The 14,751-nt window shown below is 44.4% G+C and carries 14 protein-coding genes and 1 pseudogene; 7 read left to right on the top strand and 8 right to left on the bottom strand.

Features of this window, described 5'->3' with window-relative positions:
• Positions 1–38: 38 nt before the first annotated feature.
• Genes V5G28_RS19690 through V5G28_RS19700 form a run of 3 tightly spaced genes read right to left on the bottom strand, consistent with a single transcriptional unit; the run spans position 39 to position 2,950 of the window.
• Positions 39–863 (bottom strand): ABC transporter ATP-binding protein, encoded by an 825-nt coding sequence (locus V5G28_RS19690; RefSeq protein ID WP_332987870.1) that lies wholly within the window; start codon positions 861–863, stop codon positions 39–41.
• Between the two features lie 18 nt (positions 864–881).
• Complete coding sequence (locus V5G28_RS19695; protein ID WP_332987871.1) at positions 882–1,922, bottom strand: FecCD family ABC transporter permease; 1,041 nt, start codon at positions 1,920–1,922, stop codon at positions 882–884.
• On the bottom strand, positions 1,919–2,950 hold the full coding sequence (locus tag V5G28_RS19700) for a FecCD family ABC transporter permease (RefSeq protein ID WP_332987872.1): 1,032 nt from the start codon (positions 2,948–2,950) through the stop codon (positions 1,919–1,921). Before V5G28_RS19700 ends, V5G28_RS19695 begins: the two co-directional genes overlap by 4 nt.
• 427 nt (positions 2,951–3,377) lie before the next feature.
• On the opposite strand from V5G28_RS19700, the gene V5G28_RS19705 reads away from it, so the two are divergent.
• Positions 3,378–3,752, top strand: a complete 375-nt coding sequence (locus V5G28_RS19705; RefSeq protein ID WP_332987873.1) for a hypothetical protein — start codon at positions 3,378–3,380, stop codon at positions 3,750–3,752.
• A gap of 290 nt (positions 3,753–4,042) precedes the next feature.
• Here V5G28_RS19705 and V5G28_RS19710 read toward each other — a convergent pair whose 3' ends face one another.
• Positions 4,043–4,273, bottom strand: a complete 231-nt coding sequence (locus tag V5G28_RS19710) for a hypothetical protein (RefSeq protein ID WP_332987874.1) — start codon at positions 4,271–4,273, stop codon at positions 4,043–4,045.
• Positions 4,274–4,277: 4 nt separating this feature from the next.
• Between V5G28_RS19710 and V5G28_RS19715 the strand changes: the two genes are divergently transcribed.
• The 4 genes from V5G28_RS19715 to V5G28_RS19730 all read left to right on the top strand — a co-directional run bounded on the left by V5G28_RS19715 (position 4,278) and on the right by V5G28_RS19730 (position 9,482).
• On the top strand, positions 4,278–4,895 hold the full coding sequence (locus V5G28_RS19715) for an AraC family transcriptional regulator (protein ID WP_332987875.1): 618 nt from the start codon (positions 4,278–4,280) through the stop codon (positions 4,893–4,895).
• Between the two features lie 138 nt (positions 4,896–5,033).
• On the top strand, positions 5,034–7,073 hold the full coding sequence (locus V5G28_RS19720) for a TonB-dependent receptor domain-containing protein (RefSeq protein WP_332987876.1): 2,040 nt from the start codon (positions 5,034–5,036) through the stop codon (positions 7,071–7,073).
• Between the two features lie 122 nt (positions 7,074–7,195).
• Entirely contained in the window at positions 7,196–7,507 is a 312-nt protein-coding gene (locus V5G28_RS19725) for a hypothetical protein (protein WP_332987877.1), read from the top strand.
• 196 nt (positions 7,508–7,703) lie between these two features.
• Entirely contained in the window at positions 7,704–9,482 is a 1,779-nt protein-coding gene (locus V5G28_RS19730) for an ABC transporter ATP-binding protein (protein WP_442994280.1), read from the top strand.
• 116 nt (positions 9,483–9,598) lie between these two features.
• Here the strand turns inward: V5G28_RS19730 and V5G28_RS19735 are convergent, their stop codons facing one another.
• A complete protein-coding gene (locus V5G28_RS19735; RefSeq protein WP_332988135.1) occupies positions 9,599–10,036 on the bottom strand; it encodes an ABC transporter permease in 438 nt (145 codons plus the stop codon).
• A 284-nt stretch (positions 10,037–10,320) separates the two neighbouring features.
• Between V5G28_RS19735 and V5G28_RS19740 the strand changes: the two genes are divergently transcribed.
• Positions 10,321–10,524, top strand: a complete 204-nt coding sequence (locus V5G28_RS19740) for a hypothetical protein (RefSeq protein ID WP_332987879.1) — start codon at positions 10,321–10,323, stop codon at positions 10,522–10,524.
• A gap of 8 nt (positions 10,525–10,532) precedes the next feature.
• Here V5G28_RS19740 and V5G28_RS19745 read toward each other — a convergent pair whose 3' ends face one another.
• The gene (locus V5G28_RS19745) at positions 10,533–11,510 is read right to left on the bottom strand and encodes an aldo/keto reductase (protein ID WP_332987880.1); all 978 of its coding nucleotides are present in this window, start codon (positions 11,508–11,510) and stop codon (positions 10,533–10,535) included.
• Between the two features lie 351 nt (positions 11,511–11,861).
• Between V5G28_RS19745 and V5G28_RS19750 the strand changes: the two genes are divergently transcribed.
• The gene (locus V5G28_RS19750; RefSeq protein ID WP_442994276.1) at positions 11,862–13,091 is read left to right on the top strand and encodes a glycoside hydrolase family 10 protein; all 1,230 of its coding nucleotides are present in this window, start codon (positions 11,862–11,864) and stop codon (positions 13,089–13,091) included.
• Positions 13,092–13,194: 103 nt separating this feature from the next.
• Here the strand turns inward: V5G28_RS19750 and V5G28_RS19755 are convergent, their stop codons facing one another.
• Both V5G28_RS19755 and V5G28_RS19760 read right to left on the bottom strand, forming a co-directional pair.
• A complete protein-coding gene (locus V5G28_RS19755; protein WP_332987882.1) occupies positions 13,195–14,214 on the bottom strand; it encodes a tRNA-dihydrouridine synthase family protein in 1,020 nt (339 codons plus the stop codon).
• 234 nt (positions 14,215–14,448) lie between these two features.
• Positions 14,449–14,723: pseudogene (locus tag V5G28_RS19760) on the bottom strand (hypothetical protein); the annotation flags it as partial.
• Between the last annotated feature and the right edge of the window lie 28 nt (positions 14,724–14,751).

Here is a 14,751-nt window from a genome sequence, read left to right on the forward strand (position 1 = left end):
TTGGGCACTCCGCTCTGCGCAATCGCCCACAAGAGTAACTAGCAACTTGGGTTATTATGAGATATTTTATTTTTTGGAAGTCCCTTACGTCCTATCGGGACACACATCGGTGTTCCCACAACTGGATCAGCAACAATACGACACTCTAATCCAAAAACTTCTTGTACCATTTCCTCAGTCATCACCTGCTTCGGTTCCCCAGCAGTAAAAATCCGACCATCTTTGATAGCAACTAAGTAATCAGCATAACGACACGCCTGATTTAAATCATGCAGCACCATAACAATAGTCCGTCCCTGAGTTTGGTTCAACTCATACAACAAATCCAAAACCTCTATCTGATGCGCCAAATCCAAGAAAGTCGTCGGCTCATCCAAAAGTAAAATATCTGTATCCTGTGCCAGCGCCATAGCAATCCAAGCTCTTTGTCGTTGTCCACCAGATAAAGTATCTAATGCCCTGTCTGCTAACGACCACATATCTGTAATCAACAGTGCCTGCTGCACAATTTTTTCATCTTTTGCTGACCACTGCTGTAACCAATTTTGATAAGGGTAACGTCCTTGTGCAACCAAATCTCTGACTGTTAACCCTTCTGGTGCAACTGGACTTTGGGGCAAAATTCCTAATTGCTGTGCGACTTCTTTGGTGGAAAGATTAAAAATTGAGCTTCCATCAAGATATACCGTACCGCTATGAGGCTTAAGCAATCTTGCCAGACCTCGTAACAACGTTGATTTCCCACAACCGTTAGCACCAACTAAAGCACTCATTTGTCCAGTGGGGATTGCCAAATTCAAGTCACGGATAATTGTAGTACCATCGTAAGCTAAAGACAGACCTTTGGTTGATAGTCCTTTCATAGTTGATAGTTCCCTGGTTTACTTTTTGCGGTTACGGATGAGCAAATATAGAAAATAAGGAGCACCAATAGCAGCAGTCACCACCCCACAAGGAAGTTCGATAGGTGCAAACAGCGTTCTTCCTAGCAAGTCTGCGAGTACAACAATCACTCCTCCCAAAAGTGCAGACGTGGGAACCAACCCTTCATGGTTTGGACCTACCAGCTGTCTTCCTAAATGAGGTGCAATTAACCCAACGAAGCCAATCATTCCCGCAGTGGCGACTGATGCGCCTGCCAAGGCTACACCCACTAACACGAGTAAAGCACGTTGCCATTCCACACGAGTCCCTAGACCTTTGGCAACATCATCTCCTAAGTTAAGAGCGTTCAAATGTCTGGCTAGTGTCAATGCCATTGGGACAAAAACAATCAACCAAGGCAACAGAGAAAAGACTTGCTCCCAACTGCGTCCGTAGACACTGCCTGCTAACCATACCAAAGCATCACTAACGTTGTAAATTTCGCCAAAGGTAATCAATAAGCTGGTTGTAGCACTGGCGATCGCAGACAAGCCAATGCCCATTAAAATAAACAGAATAGGGGAACTCCCTTTGTTCCAAGCCAGCGAGTAAATCAAAACAGCCATTAACAAAGCACCAGCAAAGGCTGATAGAGGCAAGGTGTAAACAGGTGCTGACGGAAATAGTATAATTACCGTTACTGCTGCCAGACTTGCCCCGGCATTGATGCCAATAATACCAGGGTCAGCGAGTGGGTTGCGTGTGAGACCTTGGAAAATAGTGCCAGAAATTGCCAACGCTACTCCCACCATAAAAGCAACAAGAGTACGAGGCAAACGCAGGTTGTGAATCACGAAGGCATGATCTGGGTTGCCTGTATCTATACTTAATACAGTTTTGACAATATCCAAGGGCGAGATGGGATATTCACCCCGTCCTACATTCATCACCATTGCTACCACAATCACCACTGCTAAACATAGCAGCATCAGTGGTACACGTCGGTCGATCCGGAAGGATATCGCTTCGGAACGGATGACTAGCCAATCCAACTTCATTTTTTCACCTTTGACTTAGCCAAGTACACAAAAAAGGGAGCGCCAATCAGTGCTGTCATAACACCCACAGGTAATTCCTGCGGTTTGAGCAGCACCCGAGCAGCAATATCTGCAACCAAGAGTAAAATTGCCCCGAAAACTGCCGAATAAGGCAAAATCCAACGGTAATCAGCTTTTATAAAAAATTTCACAATGTGGGGAACGACCAAGCCAATAAAGCCGATTGGTCCAGCAATAGCTACTGAACTTCCCGCCAGTAAAACGACGCTGATGGCTGTGATAATTTTGATCCAAGCTGTTTGTTGACCTAAGCCTTTGGCGACATCTTCACCTAAACTCATGGTGGTCATTTGTCTACCAAGGGCAAAAGCAATTCCTAATCCTACAACGACAAAAGGCAATGCTTGGAAAAATATGTTGACATCGCGACCAGCCAATGAACCAGCTAACCAAAATCTAATTTCTTCTAACGTTCGTTGGCTGACGATGAGGATAGCAGTGGTGACGGAAGAAATAAAAGCAGTTAACGCTGCACCTGCTACTGTCAAATTCAGTGGGGTCGCTCCTCCCCTTCCCAGCGAACCAAGGAAATAGACTAATATCGCCGTGGTTCCTGCACCCAGAAATGCTGCAATCGTGTAATCATTAACAGATGTGCTACCAAAAACAAAAATTGTTGCAACTACTGCCACTGCTGCACCCGACTGAATACCCAAAATCCCTGGATCTGCTAAAGGGTTGCGCGTCAAACCTTGCATTAATGCTCCAGATACTGCAAGGGCTGAACCTACAAGGATAGCAATGAGCGATCGCGGTAATCTTATAGTCTGGATGACTAAATGTTCATAGGAATTGTCAAAGGTGATAAACGATTCCAGAATCTTGTTTAGAGGTATTTCTGCTGCACCCACTGTCACACTATATACTAAGCAAATGAGCAGGATAACTAGTCCCAGAAACAGACCCACCAAAGGTGATATTTCGGGTGTTTTCCAACTTCTGGGTGAGGCTGTGGTTGCTCTTGTCATTCTCTTGTGGTTACTTGAAAAATATGTTCGTTTTTGGGGGCTACCCGTAGTTCCTTTGAAAGTTGCAATTTCAACATATTAATTGATAGTCTTTTTTATAACTTTAGTGATTTGAGCAATGTCTTTTCTTGAATTCACTTAATTGACAGGCTAAATGTGAGTGAAAATATTTAAGATAATACTTTATACTTATTGCTATATTTTTTCAACTTTTTCTCAGAAAATGTTTTCTTTTTTATTAGGATAATTTATCATTTACTTTGAGCTTCCTGAAAATGGTCACTTTAGCGAAGCTGTCTTCAGAAGAGATTTACTAATAGATTGAAGACATTGCTTGGTATAAAAAGCGAGTCACTACGGCTTTATTCAATTTCTGCTAAATGATATTATTTATCATTAAATAACTAATTACTACTCAACACCAGTCATGACCATCACTTTAACTATGAAAGAGGAGTCGGAACTGTGGGCGGAAGGTAACCATAACAACCCACAACAACCGGAACGAGAGTCATTTGAAATCTTCCAAGAACTCCCCAAGCGACTCGGCAAAGGCTATGTGCGGGATGTTGAGGTGCATCCAGAATTCCAGCTTGGAATTTTTGACTATGAATATCACGATGATGTGTTAGTGAAAATCCCTGAATGGGATCACCCACTGCAATTTTTTGTCCTCCTTTACGGAAGAACTATAGACGAATATGGGGGACAAGTGGGGGAAGGATATACGTGCATATCTGGTAGCGGTGTTCAACGCCAAATGACTTTGGAGTTACGTGACATACTCCTACACCAACTCTAACGAGTATGGTGCTAGGCTTCTCACCAACTCCAGCTATTGCCTCGGATACTCGATGAGCTTTATTAACGACACGGGATGCCCCTCCGCGCCGGAACAATTGCATTGATGTTCAACACCTTTATACTGCTGGAATTTTACCCGCCCACAGGTGCGACTACGTGTAGTCTGTTTCTGGACGGAACCCCATATTCCAGGTTGTCAAGGTTCAGCGTACAGGCAGCGGTTAGCTGTAATTGATTAACCTGTACAGTAAAATGCTAGCATATCTATATCAGTATTGCTAGCATGACTCAAATCAATATCCGGCTGTCTGAACGAGAAAAGCAACACTTATCAAAGTATTGTGAGCATACAGAACGCAGCCAAAACGATGTAGTTAGGGAACTCATTCGTCGTTTGTCAATAAGAGGGGTGTTGAACCCCCTCGATTGACCGCCTATCCATCTCACGCCAATCTGAGTACAGATATGGCGTGAGGCTTCCGGCAAATTAGCTAAATCTCGACGCGTAGGTATTAACATTCATGTGCCTCCTGACTTGTTAGCAAGTTTTTTCCCCGATGAAGAGGGAGAAATTCCCCACCAGTTGCGCTTGTTGGCAAAGGGTGATGAGTGGCAGACTTTGCTTTACCCGGAAACCACAGCTGCTATTAGGGGAGTAGCACAACAAATTGTCAACTGTCCCTACCAGGGAATGACAAAGCGGATATATTTACAAGCAAAGGTATTAGAACTAATGGCGTTGCAATTAGCTCCGATATTATCTGCTCAGGATGGATTACAACCATCGCCGCGATTGAAGCCAGAAACCATCACCCGGATTCATTACGCTAAGGAGATTTTACTGACACGGTTGGAGAACCCGCCGTCCTTGCTGGAATTGGCGCAAATGATAGGTGTAAGCGATCGCACTTTGCGTTATGGGTTTCGGGAATTATTTGGCACAACAGTGTTTGGCTACATCACTAATAAGCGTATGCAGCAAGCAGAGCAACTTTTGCGGGAGGGGAAGCTGAGCGTTGCTGAAGTTGCCAATTTAGTAGGGTATGCCCATCAGGGACACTTTGCTACTGCTTTTAAAAGAAAATTTGGCATTACGCCTAGTGAATCTTTGTTAGGGAAGAGAAATATTTTAGCTATATAATGCCGTTTTACGTCTGTAATGCCGTTTTGGGATAGACTCTTACCCTAGTACTTCCCTACACTATGCTTCATTGCAATCAACAATTATATGCAATAAGTCAAATCTCTATTTGATTTCTCATAAGTGTGGTGTAAGAAGATGAAAGGTTGGATATTTCTGCCCAAACAAAATTCATGGCTGGTACTTAGCTTGCTCGGATATGTTTCCAGCTTTGCTCTGAGTCAGCCTGCTATGGCTCAAGTTAAATCAGATAATAAAAAATTAACTACAGATATTCCTCGGTTGAGTGAACTAAAGTTTCCAGCCACCAATATTAAAGGTTTGCTCTCTCAATCAGAGACACCAACTAATCCTCCTTCCCAGGAAAATGTTATACAAGTGACGTCGGTGAAAGCTAATCCCACAGACAAAGGTGTGGAGGTGATTTTACAGACTGCCAAAGGTCAACAGTTGCAAGTTACAAATCGTAGTGAGGGCAATAACTTTATCGCTGATATTCCGAATGCCCAACTACGTTTACCGTCGGGTGAGGCATTCACATTCCGCTCGGAAAAACCGATTGCAGGTGTGACTGAAATAACAGTCACAAATCTCGATGCTAATACTATCCGGGTAACAGTAACGGGTGATGCGGGTGTTCCAACTGTTGAGTTGTTTGATAGTCCAGATGAGGGTCTGATCTTCTCTGTGGCTGGTGCTGCAACTTCTGCACAACAGCCACAGCAACCAGAATCACCACAGCCTCAACAAGAGGAACCAACAACTCAAACCCAGCCAAGTCAACCATCAGCACAAGGTGATGAGCCGATTGAGTTGGTAGTCACGGGTGAGCAAGATGATGGATATCGCGTAAGAAATGCTACCACTGGCACAAGATTAGATGTTCCTCTTCTGGAAACTCCTGCTTCCATTAATGTGATTCCAAGAGAATTGATTGAAGACACGGCTCCCAGGCGTGGAGAAGATTTGATCCCCTTTGTTCCTGGTGTGACCAGAGGCTCGGGCGCAGGTGATAATCAGGGAGGGAATATCCCTGAATTTACGATTCGGGGCTTTGGTGTTGCTAGACAAACCTACATTAATGGTTTACGAGATAGCCAGCGTTTTGTGGTTCGAGATCTGGCAAATGTGGAGCGGATTGAAATTCTCAAAGGACTTTCTTCCTTACTCTATGGAACAGGTGCACCAGGAGCCGTAGTCAACTACATCACGAAAAAACCCCAAGCATTATCCAGTAATAATATTACTTTTCAGGCAGGTAGCTTTAATTTCTATCGTGGAGAAGTCGATTTTACAGGCGCATTGAATGCAGATAAGACGTTGCTTTATCGATTTGTAGGGGCTGCTCAAGACGCTGATTCGTTTTATGATAACGTTGAGGACAAACGCCTTCTACTTGCACCTTCGCTGACTTGGTTAACTGGTAATGGTGGTTCAGTAGCATTGGAAGCTGAGTATTTTCAGCAACAGCTAAACTACAATTCAGGAATCAAGTTTTTCAATAACCCATTTCTTTATGATCGCAGCTATGTCGATCCACGCGATCGCGGTCAGCGTGATAATTATCGAGTAAGCACCTACATTGACCAACCATTAGGTAAAAATTGGTCGCTCAATCTTAGTGGTCAATACATCGACATCAACCGAGATTTAGATATCTTCTCTGTTTTTAGTTTTACTGGCAATAGGCTACAGTTTCTAACCCGACCACTTACAGAAAGTTATACCCAAGGAGATTTGAGGGCTGAGGTACAAGGCAATTTCAAAATTGGCGAATTGGCTCATAAACTACTAGTGGGTGTTGAGTACAATGCCTTCAAAGCCGACACAATTTTAAACATCAACAATGTGTTTACTGGTTCTATCGACCCACTCAATCCTGTTTTCAACGTCCCACTTCCTAGGTTTATTTTGGGTAAGCAGTTTTTTGGCAACACACAATATGGTATCTATGTACAAAATTTCATGACCCTTGGGCGATTTCGTGTTCTTGCGGGTTTACGTTATGGCTCGTTTAAGTCCGAGGTGAAGCCTGCAACTGCCACCGCTATTAGAACAAATGGAGAGGCAACGTTTGTTGCCCCCAGTGTAGGATTAGTCTACAATCTCACAGATTCTGCTTCTGTCTACGCCAGTTTCAGTCGCTCAACTAATCCAACTATACGTCAGAAGTGCTAAAGGGGTTGTAGTTTGGAAACAATTTCCTGAACTTTTACAGTCTGCTATTTTCGCGCAAATTCCACCTGTGGAAACGTAGCTACAGTTATATCTGCGCGATAGTCAAAGTCCTGTCAAAAGCGATGTCTAATCTCGCCTATGGCGATCGCCGCAGGCGGGCACTCCGTGCCATCGCGCAAAGCGCCCACCACGATGTCACAGACAAGCCGCTCCGCGTTTACGCACTTATCCGCCTAACACTCTTGTATCGCTTGAACTTAGCAGCAAGAACTACCGAAAGTTTCATTGACTTTTTTGATCGACAGCAGTTTACAGTTGCGCCCGTCGTCTCTTGGCAAATTGGCGATCGCACAATCTTCTCGAATCCGGATTCGATTCACTTCCACAATAAACAGCTTGCCTTGCTCATGTTCTGCATCACAATGACTAGATAAAATGATTTAGCATTTTCCATTCTTAGATAGACTTGACTTCTCAAAGAATATTAAACTTAACCAAATGCTGACTTTTCGTAAAAATTATGATGATAAAATTTGTCAACGTCCCTCAATAAATCTTGAGGATTGAAAACATGGAGAATTGCGTTCAGCCTTAGTTATCAGGATTCGGCTACAAAAAATACATATGACCATGTACTCTTCCCCAACGTCTAAAAAGCATCCACTCTTACGTTTATTACACTACGCCAAAGACTACCGCCCTCAAATATGGAGTGCCGTCACCTTTACCATCCTCAATAAAATCTTCGACCTCGCACCCTCGTATTTAATTGGTGTTGCAGTAGATATCGTAGTGGAAAAAGAAAATTCCATCATTGCTCAAATCGGCATCACCAACATCATTGGACAACTGGCGATACTATCGTTATTAACATTATTAATTTGGAGCTTAGAGTCGCTATCTGAATTTCTCTACGATCGCCTGTGGCGTAACTTAGCCCAAACCATACAGCACGAATTACGTCTTGATGCCTATAGCCATTTACAAGAACTAGAACTGGGCTACTTTGAGGAACATTCTACAGGTACACTCCTATCAATTTTAAACGATGATATCAATCAACTAGAACGGTTTCTCGATTCTGGGGCTGCTAGCATTCTGCAATTTCTCACCACAATTTTAGCTGTAGGCGGCTCGTTTCTTCTTATTGCTCCTAATGTGGCATGGTTGGCAATATTACCTACACCCTTTATTTTCTGGGGTTCATTGGCATTCCAAAAAGGACTCGCTACCCGTTATGCAGATGTGCGCGACAAAGCCGGATTTATCAATAGTCGTTTAGCTAATAATCTCTCAGGAATTGCCACAATTAAAAGCTTTACTGCTGAAACCTATGAACGAGGACGTGTCCTTTCAGAAAGTGAAGCTTATCGCCGCAGTAACGCCCGTGCGATCGCACTTTCTGCTGCTTTTTTTCCGGCGATTCGATTTGTGGTTGTCATAGGTTTCATCGCCACGCTGTTTTTTGGTGGTGTTGCAGTGGCAAATAATCAGTTAACTGTGGGAACCTATGGTTTCATGGTGTTCATTGTACAGCAATTACTGTGGCCATTTGCCACTTTGAGTTCGATCATGGATGAGTATCAACGGGCTATGGCTTCCATCCGTAGAGTCATGGGATTGTTGGATACTCCGATTGCTATTCCTACAGGGAACCGCCCACTACCATTAAAAACAGTACGCGGTGAAGTACATCTTGACAATATCACCTTTGCTTACAACAATCGCACCAATGTCCTCAAAAACTTATCACTACACATTCGGGCTGGGGCAAACATTGGTATTGTCGGTGCAACAGGTTCTGGTAAAAGTACCCTAGTCAAACTACTGCTACGTTTTTACGAAGTCCAAAGTGGACAAATCCTGGTCGATGGTATCGATATTCGAGAGTTGCAACTAGGCGAACTGCGGCGTAGTATTGGTTGGGTGAGTCAAGATGTGTTTCTATTCCACGGTACGGTGGCGGAAAATATTGCTTACGGCAGTTTTGATGCAACTCATGAAGAAATTATCCACGCTGCCAAATTAGCCGAGGCTCACGAATTTATTCTCCAACTACCGCAAGGATACGATACTATTGTGGGCGAACGCGGTCAAAAACTTTCTGGTGGACAAAGACAACGCTTGGCGATCGCTCGTGCTATTCTCAAAGATCCACCCATTCTCATCTTAGATGAGGCGACCTCTGCGGTAGATAATGAAACTGAAGCGGCTATTCAAAAATCCTTGGCTATGATTACTCAAAATCGCACAACTATAGCGATCGCTCACCGTCTTTCTACAATTCGTCATAGTCATTGTATTTATGTGATGGAGCATGGTCAAATTGTTGAGCAGGGCAAGCACGAGGATTTACTGGCGCTTGATGGGATTTATGCCAGTTTGTGGGGTGTGCAGTCTGGGGTTTAGCCCGACTACAAGCGACTTGATTGCAGTTGCGGTGTCAGTCTCTTAAAAGCCAGTAGATTAATTGATTCTTTGCTTCTAACCAAGCCTGCAAATCATCCAACCTGGTGAAATTCAAATTAATCAAGCTTACGTAACAAATCTGCAAGTTGATGATCTCGATTAAACAGAACTAGAAAAGCCAGGATGACAACGCCCATTGTGGCGATCGCTGTGCCTGCTGCCTGTGCAAAAATAATCACAATCTGGTAGCGAATGGCATCACTAGGATTTGCCCCAGCTAGAATTTGACCAGTCATCATTCCCGGGAGGCTAACTAATCCCATCACCATCATAGAATTAATAGTAGGAATCATTCCTGTTGTCAAAGCCTCCCTAATAGCTTGATGTGCGGCTTCCCAACGAGAAGCACCCAAAGCCAGTAGCGCCTCTATTTCTTCCCGGTGGCTGGTCAAGTCCTCCATTAAGCGATCTAAACTCAAAGATGTACCCGTGAGGGCATTACCTAAAACCATGCCCAAAAGCGGGATAAGATACTGATTATTTACAGTTACAATCCGCTATGGTACAATACGGTTCAGTTAAGGTTGATGTGTAAAAAATCACGTGTGTAGAGACGCGCCATCCGAGAGTTCAACATTGTCTTGGTGATAAGGTTTCTGGTGTTATCTGAACCGTATTGCGCTATGGTATTCGCTTGTATTCGATTTTGCTAAGCTGTCGCCCACTCCTAATGAAGTCAAATCACAAAGCTTCTGACCGATTCAGCTAAGCAAGTAACAAAAATGCCGCGTACCCCCAACACTTCGTGTGTGGCGGGAGTAACCGAAGGGAGGTCTAGATGAATGAACAAAAAAGACAGTTTGAAGTGCAGACCCAGATGTTTCACAACCTTGGGGTAGCAAATTCCCAACAGCAATGCCGTTATTTCTCGGCAACACTGCAAGGTATCATGCTGATGTTCTCGACCTATCCAGAAAACTTTCCGCTCGATGCAGTCAAGGCACAGGTAATTGCATTTTGTCAGGAGGGGCGAGTTTCATAACCGAGATTTTACTTAGTCTGAAAAATATTTTGTACCATTTTTTTATCCACACTCATAGCCGCTTTATCCAACTCGCTAATCTCGCTAGAATCTAAGTGCCAACCCAAAGCACCAATATTCTCCTTTGCCTGTTCCACGCTTTTTGCTCCAGGGATGGGGATCGTTTCTTTACAGATACACCAGTTGATTGCTACTTGGGACATCGTTTTGTTTCTTGATTGGGCAACTTCTTGTAAACATGACAAAAGCGATCGCACTCCTGGTAATATCTGCCTAAACAGGAAACCTCGGATTCCCTTTGGAAAACGACCGTCTGAGTACTTTCCTGTCAATAGCCCCAAAGCCAAAGGGCTGTAAGCAATAAGTTTTATTCCAAGCTGATCACAAACGTCTTTTAGTCCTAATATCGTAACAGGATAGGTGGACAGCAGAGAGTACTGAACTTGCAAAGTAGCGATTGGAACTCCTCGCTCAACAAATTTTTGATGCACCTGTTTGAGCCGTTTCGGTCCGTAATTGGATAAGCCCACTCCCTTAACGAGTCCTTGCTCGTACAAATCTGCAAGACCATCCAAAAGCGCTCCCTCTTGCCAAGGAGCATAGTTTGCTGTAGACCAATGCATCTGTACCAAATCCACGTTTCTTCCCAAGCGCTTGGCAGACGCCTTACCAGCAGACACCATTGAGGAGCGTGTCAATCTCCACGGATAAGCAGCAAGCTTGGTGGCAATGCAAATATTTTCTTTACCCGAACCAAGATATTCCCTAGAGAACCGTCCCAAGAGTCGCTCACTTTGCCCATTCAATCTCCCAGTTCCGTAAGAATCACCCGTGTCAAATAAAGTCACACCGTTGCTTACACAAAGGTTAAAAACGGCTTGCAACTGGTCATCCATGCTTTCATCGTATCCCCAAAGCAGTCGGTTTCCCCATGCCCAAGTTCCGCAGCCCATCGTTGGGAGGTAGAGTTTTTGGCTCATTTGCATATTCACTCTCTGTAGATTCCCACAATCTTTACAAATACTTTTTAAAAGTTCATTATCAGGCACTTCAGTACAAGAATATCAGGTTTCATAATATGACTTATTAGCGATCGCTATTTATCAAAAAAGCTGTACTTGGCACTACTAACCTAGTAGCTGCGTCAACTATTCCTAGTGTACTAAGTCTGCTTCAGTTTCAAAGGATGCAACGATTTGATGCGCCGCATTGAATAAACAACTACCAACAAACCAAGTCTCTAATAAGCATAAATACTTGTAGACTATATGATGAGTAGATTCCATCACAAAAGCATACGATGGCGGGCGTGGGTAGCTGATACATCATTCAACGCTATGAAATTACGTTTCATTCCTCAAGGTTGGCGGCGATTGCTTAAGAGTCTTTTTCCACTCCTGGTTCTGATATCGTTCGTTACAGTACTGTTAGTCGATAGCCTCACCCCCGCCATCGCACAGCTACCCCGTCAGGAGATTCGCGGGGTTTGGATGACCAACAATGATTTTGACACCCTCAAGGATCGAGCCAAAGTCCAGGATGCTGTGACTCAATTGAGGCGGCTGAACTTCAACACAATCTACCCTGTGGTGTGGAATTCTGGATATGTGATGTATCCCAGCGCCGTGGCAAAACGTGCTGGTATCCAACCGTTTGTCTTGCGAGGCTCAGATGGACGTGATATTCTTGCAGACCTGATTGCCCAAGCACATCGCCAAGGCTTGCTTGTGATTCCCTGGTTTGAATTTGGCTTCATGGCTCCCCCGACATCGGAACTGGCATTGAATTATCCGGATTGGTTCACGCAAAAGCGCGATGGCGGCGAAACTTCTATCAGTGCTGCTGGTGAGGTTGCATGGCTCAATCCCTTCCATCCAAAAGTGCAGCAGTTTATCACCGATCTCGTGCTGGAAACCGTCACCCAATATGATGTCGATGGCATTCAGTTTGATGATCACATGAGTTTGCCCCACGAATTTGGCTACGATAAATACACGGTTGCCTTGTATACTCAGGAAACCAAGAATAATCCCCCGACTGATCCCCAAGATCCCGCATGGATGCGCTGGCGGGCAGATAAAATCACGGCGTTCATGGTACAACTCAATCAAGCAGTGAAAGCGAGAAAACCCAATGCGATTTTCTCCATTTCTCCCAATTACTATGACTTTGCTTACAAGTTTCAACTCCAAGACTGGCTCACTTGGATGCGGCTGAATATTGTGGATGAACTCATTGTGCAAATTTATCGTCCCAATCTGCAAAGTTTTATCGCCAATATTTCCCGTGCAGAAATTCAAGAAGCGCAACAAATGATTCCCACTGGAGTTGGTGTTATGGCAGGGTTACGAACTAACCGAGTTTCAATGCAACAAATTCAGTCCCAGGTGCGGGCTGCCCAACAACGAGGCTTGGGCGTAGCCTTCTTTTACTACGAAAGCCTCTGGAACTCTGCTCCAGAGCCTGTTGCACAGCGGCAAGCTGGATTTCAAACCCTCTTTCCCGCTTTCGTGGCTCGCGCTAGACCGAGAATTGAATCACCTTTGGACGCGCGTGTACAAGAATAGCAGCTTGTCGTTAGCGATTGTTGCCCAACACCATACAACACTTTTAATGAAATTGTATTAGTAGTTAGTGCGTAGCCAGGTATTTGCTGATAGTTGCCAGGCGTTAAACGCTCAAGGAGGGTGTTAGGGCTAAAGTTCTCGTACTATCAGCAAGGAGAACGCGATCGCAGAGGTTAAACAGTTCTACCTCGGTCTGCGCCTGTCGCATCAGCCGCAGGAAATGACCTTCAGCGTCAACCAAGAGGGCAATGTAGTTGAGGAACATTTTGAGGTAGCCTACGCGTGAACGCATTGGCATTGTTGCTGCTGTGGGGGTTTGCCATAAACGATCAATATAGCTGCGTACCTCTACTAAAGGAACGGGCGTGATCGGCTCGGAGCGCAAAGCCTGCCGAATTTGATTAAAAAGCCAAGGATTGGCGATCGCCCAGCGTCCCACCATCACACCCGCCGCGCCCGTTTGAGAAAGCACAGATAGGGCAGTTGTCGCAGAATGGATATTGCCATTGGCAAGCACTGGACAATCCACCCGTTTGACCGCTTCAGCAATCAAATCATATTTCACTGCCCCGTGGTACCTATCTTTCACCGTACGACCATGCAAACTTAGCAAATCAATGCTGTGGCGATTGATCATATCTAGAATTTCGTAAAAGGTATCTGTATTTTCAAAGCCTACGCGCATCTTGACGGTCAAAGGTCGATCGTTCACAGCAGAACGCAGTTCTCCCAAAATCCGATCCACTTTTTCTGGTAAGAGCAGCAATCCACCCCCAACATTTTTGCGATAGATTCTAGGTGCTGGACAGCCCATGTTCAAGTCAACTCCAGCGATATTATAGCGGCAAAGTTCCTGTGCTGTTCTTACTAAGTCTGGAATGCTTTCGCCAATCATTTGAGCAAAAACGGGGCGACCCGTGTCGTTTTCGGTGATTGCTGCCAGAATGCTACGATTGAGCCGTGAGGTATCGTTCACGCGGAAATACTCCGTGAAAAAGTAGTCAGGACTGCCGTAGTGGGCAATGACCTTCATAAACCAGAGGTTTGTCACATCCTGCATGGGCGCAAGAGCGGTGAGGGGTAGGTCTTTCTGGAGCGATTGGGGAAGCGATACCTGGGACATAGAGATGAAGAGCGATCCACAAAGCATCACTGTATCAAAAAATGGTTACTTGTTGGGACCTGCAAACATAAAAGCCCAAAACTGCCAGAAAGGTAATGAGCGAAACCACAATAGACATCTCCAGAAATTAATTTTGCGTTGTTTACAATCCTTGTAGAGACGCGCCATGGCGCGTCTCTACATTGTTTTTCACCAGATGTCTAATAAATTGCAACTAGAACACCGATTCAGTAATCAAATAGAAGTAGAGGTAAATTCAGTAGTGTGAGTAAAATTTTTTGCAAGGACATGAAGATTATGAACAACGGGTGTGTGATGAAGCTCAAATAAGTTTTTACGAGAATCGACAATGAGCCTGCTCCCCTTGCCAATGACCAATATGAGATAAAGAATGCTCAACACAAACACGTTCAAAGGAGTTTAGCACGACCAATTGGGGTTAATTGAGGTTCTCGTAATTCGTAGTGTTTTATAGATACATCATCACCCAATTGACATGAGGTCACCCTACACGATACTCATGAATTCAATGGCTAT

Origin of the sequence: Scytonema sp. PRP1, assembly GCF_036697665.2 — a bacterium.
Lineage (GTDB): Bacteria > Cyanobacteriota > Cyanobacteriia > Cyanobacteriales > Nostocaceae > Kalymmatonema > Kalymmatonema gypsitolerans.